Source organism: Jiella sp. M17.18 (genome assembly GCF_041027365.1).
Lineage (GTDB): Bacteria > Pseudomonadota > Alphaproteobacteria > Rhizobiales > Rhizobiaceae > VKMB-3413.
In genome coordinates this window covers 169,039-186,660 of record NZ_JBFTEH010000010.1, presented here as the reverse complement: position 1 = coordinate 186,660, position 17,622 = coordinate 169,039, and the positions used below count along the sequence as shown (strand labels likewise).

At 68.4% G+C, this 17,622-nt stretch carries 15 protein-coding genes; 10 read left to right on the top strand and 5 right to left on the bottom strand.

Annotated elements, in window-relative coordinates:
• From AB5S17_RS18275 to AB5S17_RS18265, 3 genes are all read right to left on the bottom strand, one after another.
• On the bottom strand, positions 1-950 hold a 950-nt coding region (locus AB5S17_RS18275), incomplete at its 3' end, for a HAMP domain-containing protein (protein ID WP_369242022.1).
• Between the two features lie 303 nt (positions 951-1,253).
• Positions 1,254-3,191, bottom strand: a complete 1,938-nt coding sequence (locus tag AB5S17_RS18270) for a methyl-accepting chemotaxis protein (protein WP_369242020.1) — start codon at positions 3,189-3,191, stop codon at positions 1,254-1,256.
• A 266-nt stretch (positions 3,192-3,457) separates the two neighbouring features.
• Positions 3,458-7,126 carry a hydantoinase B/oxoprolinase family protein gene (locus AB5S17_RS18265; RefSeq protein WP_369242018.1) on the bottom strand — a complete coding sequence of 1,223 codons (3,669 nt, stop codon included), beginning with the start codon at positions 7,124-7,126 and terminating at the stop codon, positions 3,458-3,460.
• A gap of 128 nt (positions 7,127-7,254) precedes the next feature.
• Here AB5S17_RS18265 and AB5S17_RS18260 point away from each other — a divergent pair, with 128 nt between their 5' ends.
• From AB5S17_RS18260 to AB5S17_RS18245, 4 genes are all read left to right on the top strand, one after another.
• Positions 7,255-8,223: a TRAP transporter substrate-binding protein gene (locus AB5S17_RS18260; protein ID WP_369242016.1), complete on the top strand. Its 969-nt coding sequence runs from the start codon at positions 7,255-7,257 to the stop codon at positions 8,221-8,223.
• 292 nt (positions 8,224-8,515) lie between these two features.
• The gene (locus AB5S17_RS18255; RefSeq protein ID WP_369242014.1) at positions 8,516-9,052 is read left to right on the top strand and encodes a TRAP transporter small permease; all 537 of its coding nucleotides are present in this window, start codon (positions 8,516-8,518) and stop codon (positions 9,050-9,052) included.
• Positions 9,052-10,359, top strand: coding sequence for a TRAP transporter large permease (locus AB5S17_RS18250; protein WP_369242012.1), 1,308 nt, complete (start codon positions 9,052-9,054; stop codon positions 10,357-10,359). The genes AB5S17_RS18255 and AB5S17_RS18250 overlap by 1 nt, the downstream gene beginning before the upstream one ends.
• Before the next feature lie 2 nt (positions 10,360-10,361).
• Positions 10,362-10,901: a winged helix DNA-binding protein gene (locus tag AB5S17_RS18245; RefSeq protein WP_369242010.1), complete on the top strand. Its 540-nt coding sequence runs from the start codon at positions 10,362-10,364 to the stop codon at positions 10,899-10,901.
• A gap of 105 nt (positions 10,902-11,006) precedes the next feature.
• On the opposite strand, the gene pdxH is transcribed toward AB5S17_RS18245, so the two are convergent.
• Positions 11,007-11,627 (bottom strand): pyridoxamine 5'-phosphate oxidase, encoded by a 621-nt coding sequence (gene pdxH, locus AB5S17_RS18240; RefSeq protein ID WP_369242008.1) that lies wholly within the window; start codon positions 11,625-11,627, stop codon positions 11,007-11,009.
• Positions 11,628-11,689: 62 nt separating this feature from the next.
• Between pdxH and AB5S17_RS18235 the strand changes: the two genes are divergently transcribed.
• From AB5S17_RS18235 to AB5S17_RS18215, 5 genes are all read left to right on the top strand, one after another.
• The gene (locus AB5S17_RS18235; protein WP_369242006.1) at positions 11,690-12,097 is read left to right on the top strand and encodes an RT0821/Lpp0805 family surface protein; all 408 of its coding nucleotides are present in this window, start codon (positions 11,690-11,692) and stop codon (positions 12,095-12,097) included.
• 139 nt (positions 12,098-12,236) lie between these two features.
• Positions 12,237-13,226, top strand: a complete 990-nt coding sequence (locus tag AB5S17_RS18230; RefSeq protein ID WP_369242004.1) for a DnaJ C-terminal domain-containing protein — start codon at positions 12,237-12,239, stop codon at positions 13,224-13,226.
• A gap of 287 nt (positions 13,227-13,513) precedes the next feature.
• Positions 13,514-14,338: an enoyl-ACP reductase FabI gene (fabI, locus tag AB5S17_RS18225; RefSeq protein ID WP_369242002.1), complete on the top strand. Its 825-nt coding sequence runs from the start codon at positions 13,514-13,516 to the stop codon at positions 14,336-14,338.
• A 23-nt stretch (positions 14,339-14,361) separates the two neighbouring features.
• Positions 14,362-14,973: a histidine phosphatase family protein gene (locus AB5S17_RS18220; RefSeq protein WP_369242000.1), complete on the top strand. Its 612-nt coding sequence runs from the start codon at positions 14,362-14,364 to the stop codon at positions 14,971-14,973.
• Complete coding sequence (locus AB5S17_RS18215; RefSeq protein WP_369241998.1) at positions 14,964-15,761, top strand: CDP-diacylglycerol diphosphatase; 798 nt, start codon at positions 14,964-14,966, stop codon at positions 15,759-15,761. Before AB5S17_RS18220 ends, AB5S17_RS18215 begins: the two co-directional genes overlap by 10 nt.
• A gap of 196 nt (positions 15,762-15,957) precedes the next feature.
• Here AB5S17_RS18215 and AB5S17_RS18210 read toward each other — a convergent pair whose 3' ends face one another.
• A complete protein-coding gene (locus tag AB5S17_RS18210) occupies positions 15,958-16,140 on the bottom strand; it encodes a DUF1344 domain-containing protein (RefSeq protein WP_369242034.1) in 183 nt (60 codons plus the stop codon).
• 359 nt (positions 16,141-16,499) lie between these two features.
• On the opposite strand from AB5S17_RS18210, the gene aroC reads away from it, so the two are divergent.
• Complete coding sequence (gene aroC / locus AB5S17_RS18205) at positions 16,500-17,603, top strand: chorismate synthase (protein WP_369241996.1); 1,104 nt, start codon at positions 16,500-16,502, stop codon at positions 17,601-17,603.
• Positions 17,604-17,622 lie beyond the last annotated feature (19 nt).

The following is a 17,622-nucleotide window of genomic DNA, read 5'->3' as shown; positions in this document are numbered from 1 at the left end:
TGGCCGGCCATGCGCACGGTGAGGTCGCCGGCCGACAGCCGGTCGAAGCCCACCTCGACCATGCCGACGAAGGCCCGGAGGTCCTCGGCCTTGGCATTGTCCAGCGCCGCCTGACGCTGCTTGGCCTGGTCCTGCGAAATCCGCGCCGCCTCGGCCTCTTCGGCGAGGCGGTCGCGCTCGATCGCCTGCTCCTTGAACACCTGCACCGCGCCGGCCATCTCGCCGATCTCGTCGCCGCGGCCGATACCGGGAACGGTGACCGCCTTGTCGCCCGAGGCGAGGCGCCGCATCGCAGCGGTCATCCGGTCGATCGGCCGGGCGATCGCCCGGGCCAGCAGCCAGCCGAGCCCGCCCGTCAGCAGGATCAGCACCGCGATACCGGCAACGAGCGCGAGCGTCGCCGTCTGCGTGGCCTCCATCTGCCGATCCGAGCCGGCGAGCACGGCCTGCGTCTCGGCGAGGCGGACTGCGTCGATCGCGTCTTCCGCGGCGCCGATGGCCTTGTCCGCATCCGCGCTCTGGAACAGGGTCAGAGCACGGCTGAAGCCGTAGGGGCTGCGGACGCCGGCGATGATGGGATCCACCACCACCTTGCGCCAGTTGGCGATGGTTTCGGCGATCTGATCGATCTTGGCCGCCTGATCGGGTGCGACGGCCCGCAGGTTGCTCAGTTCCTTGTTGATCGAGGTTTGGCGCACCTCGATGGCCTTGGTGTAACGGTCGTTCTTGGTCAGCATGAAGGCGCGCATCGCGGCTTCCATGCGCGAGACCGCCATGCGGATGTCCGTCGTCGAACTCATGACGCTCGAGTGGTAGCGCATGTCGCCGTTGGCGGTGCCGATGCTCGCGAGATGCGAATAGACCACGCCGCCCATCGCGAGGACGACCAGGATCATCACGGCGAAGGTGGCCGCGAGCTTGCGGGAGATTTTCAGATTGGTCAGGGACACGTGAGGAACCTTGGTGCGGTGCAAAAAGGAACGCGAGAATCGGAAGACGCGGGGTTCCGCCCGCCGCACATTTGCTCGCAATTCCTAATAGTTCGTGAGAATGTAAGTGCACCGCAGCAATTCTTGCGCCCCTTACGGCGGCGGCTGGCACCCTCGGGCGCTCAGGCTGACGAGTGCGGGCAGGCTCACCCGCCGCGCCTTCCGCCGCCCAAACGGAAACGGCGGCCCCGGGTCATCCGAAGCCGCCGTCGCTGGGAGCGGAGGAACGCTCGCGAACCTCCGGCAGGATGACGGGACGAGGCCTCAGAACTCCTCCCAGCTTTCCTCGGCTGTTGCGGCGGCGGGCTTGCGGGCGGCGCCGCCGGATCCCGCGGCGCGCAGCTGCGGCACGGCGCGGGGTGCGGGGGAGCGATGAGCCGCGGCCGGGGACGCTTGGGCTGGCTGCGGGATCTTCGCCGCGCCGGTTGCACTCGTGATCTTGAAGCGGCCCATCGCGGCGGCCAGATCGCTGGTCTCGGCCGCCAGCGTCTGCGCCGCAGCCGTCGCCTCTTCGACCATCGCCGCGTTCTGCTGCGTGACCTGATCCATCTGGTCGGCGGCGGTCGACACCTCCCGCAGGCTCACCGCCTGCTCGCGCGCCGAGGCGGCGATCGTCGCGATCACCTCGGTCATCGAGGAGACCTCCGCGACGATCTCCTCCAGCGACTGGCCGGAGGCCGTCACCAGCTCGACGCCTGCGACGACCTGCTCGCCGGACGCCTGGATCAGCCCCTTGATCTCCTTGGCCGCTTCCGCCGAACGCTGGGCGAGCGCCCGCACTTCCTGCGCCACCACGGCGAAGCCCTTGCCGGCTTCGCCGGCGCGCGCCGCCTCGACGCCGGCGTTCAGCGCGAGGAGGTTGGTCTGGAAGGCTATCTCGTCGATGACGCCGATGATCTGGCTGATCTGCTGCGACGAGGCCTCGATCTGGCTCATCGCGTCGACCGCCTTCTGAACGATCGCGCCGCCCTTCTCGGCCTTCAGCCGCGCGGAACTCGCGACCTTCTGGGCATTGCCGGCGCCGTCCGCCGTCCGGTTGACGGCTCCCGTCACCTCGCCGAGCGCCGCCACGGTCTCTTCGAGGCTCGCCGCCTGCTGCTCGGTGCGCTGGGCGAGGTCGTTGGAGGCGGTGGTGATCTCGGAGAGGCCGGTGCGGATCGAGCCGATCGTTCCGGCCACCTGCCCCACGGCCTCTTCCAGCGCCGCCACGCTCTCGTTGAACAGCGCGCGCACGCCCTCGTAGTCCTGGGTGAACGGCTTATCGAGCCGGATCGTCAGATCGCCGCCCGCCAGCTTCCGGAAGCCGTCGGTGACCTGGCTCATGAAGAACTCGTGCGCCCGGACATAGCCCTGCGACGCCTTCTCGTTCTCGACGATCTCGGCTTCCTTCTGCGCCTGATGCGCCCTGGTCTCGCCTTCCAGGCGGTCGCGCTCGATGGTCGCCTGGCGGAAGGTCTCGACCGTCGCCGCCATCTCGCCGATCTCGTCGCCGCGATCCGAGGCAGGCAGGGCAATCGATGTGTCGCCCGACGCGAGCCGGCGCATCGCCCCGGTCATCTGGTTGATCGGACGCGAGATCGAACGGGCCAGCGGCCAGGCGGCCAGGCCGAGGCCGACGAGCATGAGCGCGAGCCAGCCGAGCGACTTCATCGCCGCGGTGAAGAAGATCTGCTGCAGGTCGTCCATGTAGACGCCGGTGCCGATCATCCAGTTCCAGCCGGGCACTTCCATGGAATAGCTCAGCTTGTCGACCGGCGGCGTGTCGGCCTTGCGCGGCCACAGATAGGGCGTGAAGCCGCCACCCGCCTTGGCCGCCCGGATCAGATGCTGAAACAGCGGGTAGCCGTCCGGGTCCTTCATGTCCCACAGGTTCTTGCCGATCAGCTTGGCGGTCGGATGGTACAGCATCGTGCCCGACATGTCGGTGACGAAGAAATAGTCGTCCTTGCCGTAGCGCACCGACTGGAGGACCGCTCCGACCCGCTTCTGCGCCTCCGCCTCGCTCATCACCCCGTCCGCGACCTGCTGGCGGAAGGCATTGGCGATCGAGACCGCGGACTGGACCTGCGACACCAGAAGGCGCTCGCGCTCCTGGGTGATCAGGTTCTTCGTCGTGTAGAGCTGCACGGCCGTCAGGACGAGGCAGACTGCCGCCGACAGCGCGATCAGCAGGCCGAGTTTGCGGGGAATGGTGAGACGCATGCTGGCAGATCCATTTGATAATCGACCTGCCTATTGAAGCAGCAGCGGCTTAAACGAAGATTATCAAATGCGACATTTCAGCAATCGGAAGCCGTACTTACGAAACGGGACCTGACGCGTGCGATTCCGAGAGGGATTCGGCCCCCCGCCAGACCCGGCGCCCCGGAGCGGGGCAGGCGCGCCAGCGATCCCCGCACGATCCGCCCCACCGCAAGGGGCGGAGCGGCCGACCGCCGCTCCGCCCCGCCAAGTGACGGCGCCCGCCGTCAGGCCCGGCCGTAGCCGCCCGGCGTCGGTGTCGTGACGATCACCGCTTCGCCGGCCTTGAGCACGGTCTGGTCGCAGCCCGCCAGCCGCTCCAGCGTGCCGTCCAGCCGCCGCACCTCGGTGGCGCCCATCTCGCCGTCGGCGCCGCCGTCGATGCCCTTCGGCGGCAGCGTGCGGTGCGAGGAGAGGATCGCGCAGTCCATTTCCTTCAGGAAGCGGATGGTGCGCTTCGTCCCGTCGCCGCCGCGCTTCGCGCCGGCCCCGCCCGAGCCCACGCGGATGTGGAAGTCCTCCAGCACCACGGGATAGCGCATCTCCAGGATCTCGGGATCGGTGAGGCGCGAGTTCGTCATGTGGACGTGGACGCCGGCGGTTCCGGCGAAGCTGCGGCCGTCGTTCATCCGGCCGGCCGGCGAGCCCGAGCAGATCGTCTCGTAATACTGGTAGCGGTCGTCGCCGAAGGTGAGATTGTTCATCGTCCCCTCCGAGTTCGACAGCGCGCCGAACGCCCCGAACAGCGCGTTGGTGACATGCTGCGAGGTCTCGACATTGCCGGCGACGACGGCGGCGGGATAGCGCGGCTTCAGCATCGAGCCCTCCGGCACGACGATCTTTACCGGCCGCAGGCAGCCGGCATTCATCGGGATCGGCTTCTCCACCATGACGCGGAAGGCGTAGAGCACCGCCGCACGGGTGACCGGCTCGGGGGCGTTGAAGTTGTTCGCCATGGAGTCCGACGTGCCGGTGAAGTCCACCGTCGCCTCGCGCGCCGCCTTGTCGACCGTGACCGTGACCTTGATCACCTGGCCGGAGTCGGTCGGGTATTCGTAGGCGCAGTCGGAAAGGCCGTCGATCAGCTGGCGCACGGCCTCGGCCGCATTGTCCTGGACATAGGCCATGTAGGCTTCGACCGTCCCGAGGCCGAAGGTGCCGACCATCTTCTTCAGTTCGGCGACGCCCTTCTCGTTCGCCGCGATCTGGGCCTTCAGGTCGGCGATGTTCTGCTGCGGATTGCGGGCGGGATAGGGATGGTCGGTCAGCACCCGCCGCAGCTCCTCCTCCTGGAAGACCCCGCCCTTCACCAGCTGCAGGTTGTCGATGAGGACGCCTTCCTCGTCGACCTTGGTCGCGCGCGGGGTCATCGAGCCCGGCGCGATGCCGCCGACATCGGCATGGTGGCCGCGCGAGGCGACGTAGAAGAGAATATTCTGCTTCTGATCGTCGAAGACGGGCGTCACAACGGTGATGTCAGGCAGATGCGTGCCGCCATTGTAGGGAGCGTTGAGCGCGAAGACGTCGCCGGGGCGGATCCTGCCCTCGTTCAGCGCGATCACCGTCTCGACGGACCGGTCCATCGAGCCGAGATGCACCGGCATGTGCGGCGCGTTGGCGACGAGCGCGCCGGTGTGGTCGAAGACGGCGCAGGAGAAATCGAGCCGCTCCTTGATGTTCACCGAGGAGGCGGTGTTCTGCAGCGTCACGCCCATCTGCTCGGCGATCGACATGAAGAGGTTGTTGAACACTTCGAGCAGCACCGGATCGGCGCCGGCATCGGTTCCGCCGCCTTCGGTAGCCTTCGCCGTGCCGAGCGCGGCGTGGCGCGGCTTCCTCTCGGTGCGCGTCAGGAGGACGTCGTCGCGCGCCGTCAGCTCGGCCGTCCAGCCGGGCTCGACGACGATCGTCTGGTTCGGCTCGACGACCAGCGCCGGTCCCTTGATCCGCGCCCCCGGCCGCAGCGCCTCGCGGCGGAAGACGCGCGCCGCGCGGCTCTCGCCCGAGGTGAAGATCGTTTCGGTCGCTCCGGCCTCGGGTTCGTAAGGCTCGGCTGTCGCCGCCGCGGAGCCGTCTTCCGCCGCGCGCCGCTCCGCCGCCTCCACGGAGACGTTCTCCACGACGATCGGCCTGTTGTCGTAGACGAAGCCGAACTGCGCCTTGTGCGCCGCCTCGAAGTTCGTTCTGGCTGCGGCGAGGTCGCCCTTATAGGCGACCGGCAGCGTCGTGTCGGTGCCGTCGTAGCGAAGCTGCAGGAGGACCGTGTGGTCGATCGCCTCCGCGGCGAGCCCCTGCTTCGTCAGCTCGGCCGTCACGGCGTCCGAGAGCTCGGCTGCGAGCGCCCCGATCTCGGCCTTCGCCCCCTCCTCCAGCGGCGCGACCAGCGCCTGGCTGCGCGAGGCGAAGAGCGAGGACAGGCCGATGCCGTAGGCCGAAAGCAGGCCGGACATTGGATGGACCAGCACCGTCTCCATCGACAGCGCGTCGGCGACGAGGCAGGCGTGCTGGCCGCCGGCGCCGCCGAAGGAGTTGAGGAGATAGCGCGAGACGTCGTAGCCGCGCTGGACGGAGATCTTCTTCACCGCATTCGCCATGTTCTCGACGGCGATGGTGAGGAAACCCTCCGCCACCTGTTCCGGCGTGCGGCCGTCGCCGATCTGCTCGGCGAGCGCGGCGAATTTCTCCCGCACCACGTCGGCGTCCAGCGGCCGGTCCTGGTTCGGGCCGAAAACCGCCGGGAAGAGATGCGGCTTCAGCTTGCCGACCATGACGTTGGCGTCGGTGACGGTCAGCGGCCCGCCGCGGCCGTAGGCGGCGGGGCCGGGATTGGCGCCGGCCGAATCCGGCCCGACCTGGAAGCGGCCCTGGTCGAGATGCAGGATCGAGCCGCCGCCGGCCGCGACCGTGTGGATGCGCAGCATCGGCGCGCGGATCCGCACGCCCGCGACCTCCGAATCGAGCGCCCGCTCGTAGGCGCCGGCATAGTGGGTGACGTCGGTCGACGTGCCGCCCATGTCGAAGCCGATGACCTTGTCGAACCCGGCGGCCCGCGCCGTCTCGGCCATGCCGACGACGCCGCCGGCGGGGCCGGAGAGGATCGCGTCCTTGCCCTGGAACATCTCGGCGGCGGTGAGGCCGCCCGACGACATCATGAACTGCAGCGACGGCGCGGCGCCGTCGCTCATGTCGGCGCCGAGCGCCGAGGCGACGCGGGAGACGTAGCGCGACAGGATCGGCGTCAGATAGGCGTCGACCACCGTCGTGTCGCCGCGCCCGACGAGCTTGACCAGCGGCGAGACTTGGTGGCTGACCGAGATCTGCGAGAAGCCCGCGGCTTCCGCCAGCGCCCGCGCCTTCGCCTCGTGCTCCGGATAGTGCCAGGCATGCATGAAGACGATCGCGACGGCATCGATGCCGTCCGCCTTGGCGCGATCGAGCGCCGCCCGCGTCGCGTCCGCGTCCAGCGCAAGCTCGACCGTGCCGTCTGCGAGCACCCGCTCCGGCACCTCCTCCACCCGTTCGTAGAGCTGTTCCGGCAGGATGATCTCCTTGGCGAAGATGTCCGGCCGCGCCTGGTAGGCGATCCTCAGCGCGTCGCGGAAGCCGCGGGTGATCAGGAGCAGCGTGCGGTCGCCCTTGCGCTCCAGCAGCGCATTGGTCGCGACGGTCGTGCCCATGCGCACCGTGCCGATGCGCTCCGGCGGGATCGGCGCGCCGGTCTCAACGCCGACCAGCTGCCGGATGCCTTCGAGCGCCGCGTCGTCGTAGACGCCGGGGTTCTCGGACAGGAGCTTCTTCGGATGGAGTTGGCCGGCAGGATCGCGTCCGATGACGTCGGTAAACGTGCCGCCGCGATCGATCCAGAAGTCCCACTTGCCCGCATCCGCTGCCCGCATTTTCGGCACTCCGCCTGAAGTTTCACCAACATCGATAATTTATCGGGAGATTATCAGCGTATTTGACGGCACGCAAATTTCGTGGAAGTCTTCACCGGTCCGTTACGACAGGAGCCCAGGAGACCCCGATGAAGCATCTGCCGACAGCCGTCCTCGCCGCCGCCCTTGCCTTCCCGAGCGCCGCCTTCGCGCAGGCGGCCTGGGATTTCCCGACGCCCTATCCGGAAGGGAATTTCCACGAGAAGAACATCGCCGAGTTCATCTCCGACGTGAACGACAAGGCTGGCGACGCGGTGAAGATTACGCTGCATCCGAACCAGTCGCTGATCCCGCATGCGCAGATCGAGAGCTCGGTGCGCGACGGCATCGTGCCGATCGGCGAACTCCTGGTCTCGCGGCTGGAGAACCAGAGCCCGATCTTCGGGGTCGACTCCGTGCCCTTCCTCGCGACCAGCTACGACGAGGCCTGGAAGCTCTACCAGGCGCAGAAGCCGTTCATGGAAGAGGCGCTGAAGAAGGAGGGGCTGAAGCTTCTCTTCTCCGTGCCCTGGCCGCCGCAGGGCCTCTACACCAAGCAGAAGATCAACGACATCTCCGACCTCTCCGGCAAGACCTTCCGCGCCTACAACAAGTCGACGGAGGAACTGGCGAGCGACGCCGGCATGGTGCCGACGCAGATCGAGGCCTCCGACATCCCGACCGCCTTCTCGACCGGCCGCGTCGAGGTGATGATGACCTCGCCCTCCACCGGCGTCGACTCGAAGGTCTGGGACTTCCTCCAGGACTATTACGAGCTGAACGCCTGGCTGCCGCGCAACATGGTGATCGTCAACCAGTCGGCCTTCGACGCCCTGCCCGCGAGCGCGCAGAAGGTGATCACCGACGCCGCGGCCGCGGCCGAGAAGCGCGGCTGGGACGCCTCCAAGGAAGAGACGCGCCGCACCACCGAGCTTCTGAAGAAGAACGGCATCCAGGTGATCCAGCCGTCCGACAAGCTGAAGGCCGAGTTCAAGAAGATCGGCGAGAAGATGACCGAGGCCTGGAAGCAGTCCGCCGGCGAGCAGGGCGAGAAGCTGCTCGAGGCGTATAAGAAGTAAGGGCGGACGTGTCTGCCGGGAGGGAGGCCTGCGCGCCCCCCTCTGCCTGCCGGCATCTCCCCCACAAGGGGGGAGATCGGCCGCTTCGGCGGACGGCACCTCATTCTCCGGCTGAAGGCCAGATACGGCGAGTCAGATCGGTGTAAGCGTTTGCGCGAAAATCGATCTCCCCCCATGCGGGGGAGATGTCCGGCAGGACAGAGGGGGGCGCGAAGGGCGCGGACCTTCGCACTTTGCCCTCGACACGCCGCGAAAGCGGCCCAACCCCCAAACCCCAAAGGCTCCGCCCGCCATGCGACGCGCTCTCGACATGCTCTACCGAGCCGCTGCGGGCCTCGCGGCGCTCTGTCTCGTCGCCATTCTCGTGATGGTGGCCGTGCAGATCGCCGCTCGGCTGCTCGATTTTGCCCTGGTCAAGCTCGGCCTGCCGCCGACGCGGTTCATCGTGCCCTCGCTCGCCGAGATCTCCGGCTTCCTGCTGGGCGCCGCGACCTTCCTGGCGCTCGCCGATACGCTGGCGAAGAATGTCCACATCCGCGTCGACCTTTTGACCACGCGGCTGCCTGACGGGGTGCGGCGCGTCGTCGACGGGATCGTCGCCCTGCTCGGCGCCGGCGTCTCCGGCTTTGCCACCTACGCGATGGCCGCGCTGGCGCTGAAGAGCCTCAGCTACAACGACCTGTCCTACGGCATGGTCGCGGTGCCGCTGGCGCTGCCCCAGGCGGTTCTGGCGCTCGGCCTCCTGATCCTCACCGTCGCCCTCGTCGACGAGGGCGTCCTCGCCTTCACCGGGAACGACCGCATCACCGGCGGCGGAGCCAGCGTCTGATGAGCGTCTTCGAACTCTCGCTGCTGGTCGTCGTCGTCCTGTTCGGCGCGCTCGCCTCCGGGCTCTGGGTGGCCGTCGCGCTGACGCTGACCGCGCTCGCCGCGCTTCTGTCGCGCCCCGCCCTGCCGGACGCGCAGATCCTCGCGACTTCCTTCTGGTCGGCCTCGACCTCCTGGGACCTGACGGCCCTGCCGATGTTCATCTGGATGGGCGAGATCCTGTTCCGGTCGAAGCTGTCGGACGACCTCTTCGCCGGCCTCGCGCCGCTGATGCGCAAGCTCCCCGGCCGGCTCGTCCACGTCAACATCGTCGGCTGCGCGATTTTCGCGGCGATCTCCGGCTCCTCCGCCGCGACGACGCAGACGATCGGCAAGATCTCGCTGCCCGAGCTGAAGGCGCGCGGCTACGACGAGCGCCTCGCCATGGGCTCCCTCGCCGGCTCCGGCACGCTGGGGCTCCTCATCCCGCCCTCGATCATCCTGATCGTCTACGGCGCGGCGGTGGAGGAATCGATCGCGCGGCTGTTCATTGCCGGCATCCTGCCGGGCCTCGTGCTGGCGCTGCTCTTCATGGGCTATGTCGCGATCGCCGCGACGCTGAAGCCCTCGCTGATGCCGGACAATGCCGACGTCCTCGCCAAAGAGAGCAAGCTCACCGCGGTGAAGCGCATCGCGCCGGCCGTGCTTCTGATTGCCGGCGTCATCGGCTCGATCTATGGCGGCATCGCCTCACCCACCGAGGCGGCGGTGATCGGCGTCGTCATCGCCCTCGTCATCGCGCGGGCGCAAGGGGCGCTGTCCTGGAAGGAGTTCACCGAGGGCCTGCTCGCGGCGACCCGCGTCTCGGCGATGATCGCCTTCATCCTCGCAGGCGCCGCCCTCGTCACCACCGCCATGGGCTTCACCGGACTGCCGCGGGAGCTGGCAAGCTGGATCGGCTCGCTCGGCCTTTCGCCGTATGCGCTGCTCTTCGCCCTCACCATCTTCTTCATGGTGCTCGGCTGCTTCCTCGACGGCATATCGATGGTGGTGCTGACGACGTCGGTGATTATGCCGCTGGTTCAGCAGGCCGGCTTCGACCTCGTCTGGTTCGGCATCTATCTCGTCATCGTCGTCGAAATGGCGCAGATCACGCCGCCGGTCGGCTTCAACCTCTTCGTCATCCAGGGCCTCACCGGGCAGAACATCTTCAGGATCGCCGCGGCGACGGCGCCGTTCTTCCTGCTGCTGGCGCTGATGGTGGTCCTCCTCGCACTCTTCCCCGACCTCGCGCTGTTCCTGCCGCGCACCATGTTCGCGGGAGGCTGAAGATGGCTGCGAACGACCGCGACGACGCCCCGGCCGAACCCTTCGGCCCGATCGTCTCCTCCGCCCATCTCGCCGACGGGGCCATGCCGGCGCTGTCGGAGGTGGAGTTCGGCATGATCCTTGCCGGCCACGCCTTCGAGCGGTGGATGGAGCGCTGCATGACGGCTGCCGGCCAGCCCGGGCTGACGGCGACGGAGATCCTCGTCCTCCACACCGTCACCCATCGCGGCAAGGCCAAGCGCCTCGCCGACATCTGCCTCGTCCTCGGCATCGAGGACACGCATCTTGCGACCTATGCCATCAAGAAGCTCGAGGCGAAGGGGCTGGTGACGCGGGAGAAGGCGGGCAAGGAGCGGCTGGTCTCGATCACCCGCGCGGGCGAGACCGCCTGCCGGCGCTACCGCGAACTGCGCGAGAAGATCCTCGTCGCCGGCGCCGGAGAGACCGGCATCTCGCCGGAGGCGATGTCGAAGATCGCCCATCTCCTGCGCGTCCTCTCCGGCCACTACGACCAGGCCGCCCGCACCGCGGCGACGCTCTGAGGGCGGCGGCCGGCGCCCGCCGGCCTGTGCCGCTCGCATCATCCTCTCACGCCCGCTCCCGCGCCTGATAGCGACCGAAGCCGGACGGGCGCGAGGCCTCGCTGCTCAGGGGTAGAGCCGCTCGATCGACCAGTCCGTCTCGGGGTCCGGCCGGCGGAAGACGATCCGGTCGTGCAGGCGGAAGGCGCCGTCCTGCCAGAACTCGATCTGCACCGGAGTCAGCCGGAAACCCGACCAGTAGGGCGGGCGCGGGATCTCGCCGTCGCCGTAGCGCTCGGCATATTCGGCGACGCGCTGCTCCAGGAGGGCGCGGCTGGACAGCAGCCGGGACTGATCCGACGCCCAGGCGCCGATCCGGCTCTGGCGCGCCCGGCTGTCGAAATAGGCGTCGGCCTCCGCGTCCGTGACGGTGTCGAGCGCCCCGCGCACGCGCACCTGCCGGCGGCGGGACTTCCAGTGGAAGCACATGGCCGCCTGCGGATTTTCGCGGATCTGCCGGCCCTTGGCACTGTCGAAGTTGGTGTAGAAGACGAAGCCCCGAGCGTCGAACGCTTTCAGAAGCACCATGCGCACGTCCGGCAGGCCGTTCTCGTCCGCCGTGGCGAGCGCCAGCGCCGTCGGATCGTTCGGCTCGCTTTCCTCGGCAGCCTTGAGCCAGGTGCCGAACAATGCGATCGGGTCTTCGCCGACCCGGGTTTCACCGAGCGTTAACTGATCCTTGCTCATGATGCGCTCATCTCTTGTCCGTCGCGCTCCTGATTCGGCGCGGCCACAGTCATATGAGATCGATGCAAAGGTTCAAAATCCTCGCTGCGGCAATCTGCCTGGCTCCGCTGGCCGGCTGCGTCGTTTCGGGACCGGGCCTTTCCGACATGGTCGACGACACGATGATCACCGGCTCGGTGAAGCCGGCTCCGGTGCCGGAGGACCAGCTTTCCGACGAGCGTATCATCCGCAACGCCGTCTCTGCCGCCGACCTCGAAAAGGGCGACGGCCGCTATCCCTGGTCCAATCCGGAGACCGGCGCCAGCGGCGTCATCGCCAAGCTCGCCGAGGAGCGCAGCGGCACGCGGATCTGCCGGCGCTTCGAAACCTCCCGCCAGCGCTTCGACGGCGTCAACCTCTACGACGGCGAAGCCTGCACCGCCGGACCGGGGCAGTGGGTGCTGGTCGACTTCGCGCGCCGCACGTCCTGACCGGCGCAAAGAGGCGCGCCCCGGTCTTCAATTACGCTTGTTTCCCATCCATATAGGGGGCAACGCGAAGCGCGGCGGTCGCAGCTTCGCCCCTTTCTCATGCCCTTTGGCTCATGCCCTTTGGAGGACTTTCGATCCCATGCGCGATCCCTACTCCGTCCTCGGCGTATCGAAAACGGCGAGCGACAAGGAGATCAAGTCGGCCTTTCGCAAGCTCGCGAAGAAGTACCACCCGGACGCCAATTCCAAGGACCCGGGCGCGTCCGCGCGCTTCAACGAGGCGAATCAGGCCTATGAGATCCTCGGAGACAAGGACAAGCGCGGCCAGTTCGATCGCGGCGAGATCGACGCCGAAGGCAAGCCGAAGTTCCAGGGCTTCTCCGGCGGCAGCCCGTTCGGTGCCGGCGCGGGCGCGCGTGGCCCGTTCGGCGGGCGGGCGGGCGCGCAGCCCGGCGGGTTCGAATACCGTTCCTCGACGCGGGCGCAGGACTTCGATGCCGAAAGCATCTTTTCCGACTTCTTCGACCAGGCCTTCGGCGGCCGCGGCGCGGCGTCCGGCGGGGCGCAGAAGTCGGCCGGCCGGGCCGGCTTCGGCGGCGCTCGGGAGGGTTCCGTGAAGGGCGCCGACATCACCGCCAACCTGACGATCGAGCTCGAGGACGTCGTCTCCGGCGAGAAGGTCGAGGTGGCCTTTCCCTCCGGCAAGCGTCTCGCCATTTCTCTGCCCGAGGGCGTCGAGGACGGCAAGCAGATCCGCCTGAAGGGCCAGGGCCAGCCGTCGCCGCAGCCGGGCGGGAAGGCGGGTGACGCGCTGATCACCATCCATTTCGCCAAGCATCCCCGCTTCCGGGTCGAGGACCGCAATCTCGTCCTCAACCTTCCGGTGCCGCTGAAGAGCGCCGTCATCGGCGGCAAGGTCGAGGTCGAGACGCTGGACGGGCGCATTGCCCTCAGCGTTCCCGCCTGGACCAATTCCGGCAAGACCTTCCGCCTGCGCGGCAAGGGCCTCACCCGGAAGGAGGGCGGCCGGGGCGACCTCCTCGTCTCGACGCAGATCATGCTGCCGGAGGGCGATCGCGAGCTCGAGGCGTTGATGCGCCAGAGGGCCGAACGCGAGCCGGCGGCCTAATCCTCGCGCTCCGGCGCGCGCATCCGCCGCAGCTGCCTGATCGGCCGCGCTTGATGGGGCGGCGGCCCTATGCCATACCCGCCGCCGCCAGTGGTTTACACGATTCCGGCCGTCGCATCGCGGCGGGGCGGCCTTCCGCCGACCGGACGCGCGACCCGCCGGCCATCGCATCGATGCTTGTGGGGCATCGGGATACGGCACGTGGTCCTGCGCATTCTGCCAGGCACACCGATGCCGGCCCGGCTCCGCTGGCAAGGCTTTCGCAACGATCCCGGAGGATTCGCCCCATGGCCCCATCGACCGGTCTGATGAACGGCAAGCGCGGCCTGATCATGGGCGTCGCCAACAACCGCTCGATCGCCTGGGGCATCGCCAAGGCTCTCGCCGACCAGGGCGCCGAACTCGCTCTGACCTACCAGGGCGACGCGCTGAAGAAGCGGGTCGCCCCGCTCGCCGAGGAGCTGGGCGCGAGCCTTGCCGGCCATTGCGACGTCACCGACGAAGCCACGATCGACGCGGTCTTCGACGGGCTCAAGGAGAGATGGGGCGGGCTCGACTTCGTGGTGCACGCCATCGCCTTCTCCGACAAGGACGAGCTGACCGGCCGCTATGTCGAGACCAGCCGCGACAACTTCCGCAAGACGATGGACGTCTCCGTCTACTCGCTCACCGCGGTCGCGGCCCGGGCCGAGAAGATGATGCCGAACGGCGGCTCGATCCTCACGCTGACCTATTACGGCGCCGAGAAGGTGATGCCGCACTACAACGTGATGGGCGTCGCGAAGGCCGCCCTCGAGGCGTCGGTGAAGTATCTCGCGGTCGACCTCGGCAAGCAGGCGATCCGGGTCAACGCCATCTCCGCCGGCCCGATCAAGACGCTGGCGGCCTCCGGCATCGGCGACTTCCGCTACATTCTCAAGTGGAACGAGTACAATTCGCCGCTGAAGCGCACGGTGACCATCGACGAGGTCGGCCAGTCGGCGCTCTATCTCCTCTCCGACATGTCCCGCGCCGTCACCGGCGAGGTGCATCACGTCGATTCCGGCTATCACACCGTCGGCATGAAGGCGGTGGACGCGCCGGACATCTCTGTCGTCAAGGACCTGCCGTAAGCGGCTCTCGAGGTAGAACCGCGATGAGCGCGACGCCAGCCGCGGCCCTGCCGCTTCTCTACCTCTGCCGGCACGGTCAGACGACCTGGAACGCCGACGGGCGGCTGCAGGGCCAGGAAGACGTCCCGCTGAACACGCTCGGCCGGCATCAGGCCAGGCGGAACGGCCGGTATCTCAAGAACGTCCTCGGCGAGCGGGCGAAGGACTTCCGCTTCCTGTCGAGCCCGATGGCCCGCGCCAGCGAGACGATGCGGATCATCCGCAAGGAGCTCGGTCTTCCCCCCGACGACTTCGCCACGGATGGGCGCCTCATCGAGCTGAACTTCGGCGACTGGCAGGGCCAGACGACGCGCGAGATCCGGGCCTGGGACGCGGCCGGGCTCGCCGCGCGCGACGCCGACAAATGGCATTTCAGGCCGCCCGGCGAGCGGGCGGAATCCTACGCCATGCTGGCGGCCCGCGCCCGCCCGGTCTTCGAGGGCCTGACCGGCCCGACCATCGTCACCGCGCATGGTGGCATTTCCCGCATTTTCCTCGCGACCTTCGCAGGCCTCGCCGAGGACGAGGCCGCCTATATCGGGATCCCGCAGGATCGCGTCCTGGTGGCGGAGCGCGGCCAGATCGAATGGCGCTGAGCCGGCGGCGGGGATTCGGGAGGATGGCGAGGCCGCGACCGCTCCTCCTCGTCGCTTTGGCACTGATCGTCTCCTGCGCCACGGTCGACGCTGCGAACCTGTCGGGCACGGCGCTGCGACTGGTCGTCGATGCCTGCTCCGCCGATTCCGCGGTGACGTCGTTGCCGGCGCCCTGTCTGAAGGTCGTCCGCTCGCCGGACGGGGGCTATGTCGTGCTGCGCGAGCCGTTCGGCCTGCGACGCACGATCCTGTCTCCCATCGCCGCCATCCCGGGCATCGAGGACCCTCGCCTTCTTGCACCGAACGCTCCGAATTTCTTCGCGATGGCCTGGCAGGAACGCGGCGAGGCGACAGGAGCCCCTTCAGGCCGCGATGGCTGGATCCGCATGGCGCTGGCGATCAACTCGCCGCAGTCGCGCACCCAGGATCAGCTTCACATTCATATCGCCTGCGTCAAACCGGTGGTCGCCGCAGCCCTCGCGAAGGCCGCCGCCCGGATCGGCACCGGGCGCTTTCGGCAGATATGGTTCGCGCGCAAGGCTCCGCCCTACTGGGTGGAGCGCATCAAGGCAGACAGCCTCGCCGGCCACAATCCCCTCCAGCTCGTCGCGCACGGGGTTCCCGGGGCCGAACGGCATATGGACGAGATGACGATCGCCGTCGTCGGCGCGTGGTCAAGGAGCGCCGGGCCGGGCTTCTGGATCCTGGCCACCCAGTCGAATCCCAGGATCCGCTTCGCCGCCGAGGCGGAAGGCCTGCTCGACCGGGGCTGCCGGGCATGGCGCTGAGCGTCGCCGGAAGGATGTCCTCCCGAAATCGCGCCCGCGCGGCACCGTCACGCGGAGATCGCTTGTCTCCACCATCCGCCTGAGCCGGTCGGCCCGTGCCGAGACCGCTTCAAGCGTTCCCGCCAGCCCCACGGGGTCCGCGGCAGGACGGCTGCCGGCCCTTCAGGCGGAGCAAGGGCAGCCGTCCCGCGCGTTGTCAGATCGCCCTGAGCGACCGGTTCTCGCGCGTGTCGTCGTAGATCACCACGACCTGCATGCCGGGCGCCACGGCGCCGAAGTCGAAGTCCGACGGAACCTCGTAGATCTCGCCGTCCGACAGCCGAATGGTGGCATGCTCCATGTCGATGTCCTCGATGACCCCGTCGCTCTCCCGCGCCATGGCGGGAATGGTCAACGCGACGGTGAGGAAGGAGGAGGCGAAGAAGGCGATGATCCGACGTGTCATGGCGTGACCCTCATGTCTGCGTTCTCCGGCGGCAGGCCCGGAGAGCTCGGTTTCCGTCCCTCCCGGCATGGCGAGAGACGGAAGACGTTCGCTGCGACGGCCGCGTGGGTTCGTCGCAGTCCGGGGATTTGCGCTACCGATTATGACTTTTCTCGGCAGCGAATGATGACGTTTCGTTTCAGCGCGTGACGCCGGACGGTTTGACCGGCATGCGGGCGATGGCTTAACCCCTGCAAAAGGCCGCGAAGGGCGTTCCGAAGCCTTCTCATCCGCGGATTCACGGATCGTACACCATGTCCCATAACAGCTTCGGCCATCTGTTCCGCGTCACCACCTGGGGCGAAAGCCATGGGGCCGCCATCGGCTGCGTCGTCGACGGCTGCCCGCCGGGCATCGCCTTCACGCTGGCCGAGGTCCAGGCAGAGCTCGACCGCCGCAAGCCCGGCTCCTCGCGCTTCGTCACCCAGCGACGCGAGCCGGACACGGTGAAGGTGCTGTCGGGCGTCCTGGAGGACCCGGAGCGCCCCGGAACGCTGATCACAACGGGCACGCCGATCGCGCTGGAGATCGAGAACGTCGACCAGCGCTCGAAGGACTATGGCGAGATCGCCCGCCAGTACCGGCCGGGCCATGCCGACTACACCTACGACGTCAAATACGGCATCCGCGACTATCGCGGCGGCGGCCGGTCGTCGGCGCGCGAGACGGCGACGCGCGTCGCCGCCGGTGCGATCGCCCGCAAGGTCGTGCCCGGCCTCGTGGTGCGCGGCGCGGTCACGCAAATCGGCACCCGCGAGATCGACCGGGCGAACTGGGACTGGACGGTGGTCGAGCGGCAGGACAATCCGTTCTTCACGCCCGACGCTGCGGCGATCCCGGTCTTCGAGGACTATCTCGACGACATCCGCAAGGCGCACGACAGCGTCGGCGCGGTGATCGAGATCGTCGCGGAAGGCGTGCCGGCCGGCCTCGGCGCGCCGATCTACGCCAAGCTCGACACCGATATCGCTGCGGGACTGATGTCGATCAATGCGGTGAAGGGCGTCGAGATCGGCGAGGGCTTCGCCGCGGCCCGGCTGACGGGCACGGAGAACGCCGACGAAATGCGGGCGGGCCCGGACGGCAAGCCCCGCTTCCTCTCCAACCATGCCGGCGGCATCCTCGGCGGCATCTCGACGGGCGAGCCGATCGTCGCCCGCTTCGCGGTCAAGCCGACCTCCTCGATCCTCTCGCCCCGTCGCTCGATCGACACGGACGGCAACGAGGTGGAGGTGGTGACCAAGGGCCGGCACGACCCCTGTGTCGGGATCCGCGCCGTGCCGATCGGCGAGGCGATGGTCGCCTGCGCCATCGCCGACCACTACCTCAGGCACCGCGGCCAGACCGGGCGGATCTGAGGCGGCGGCCGAGCCGTCC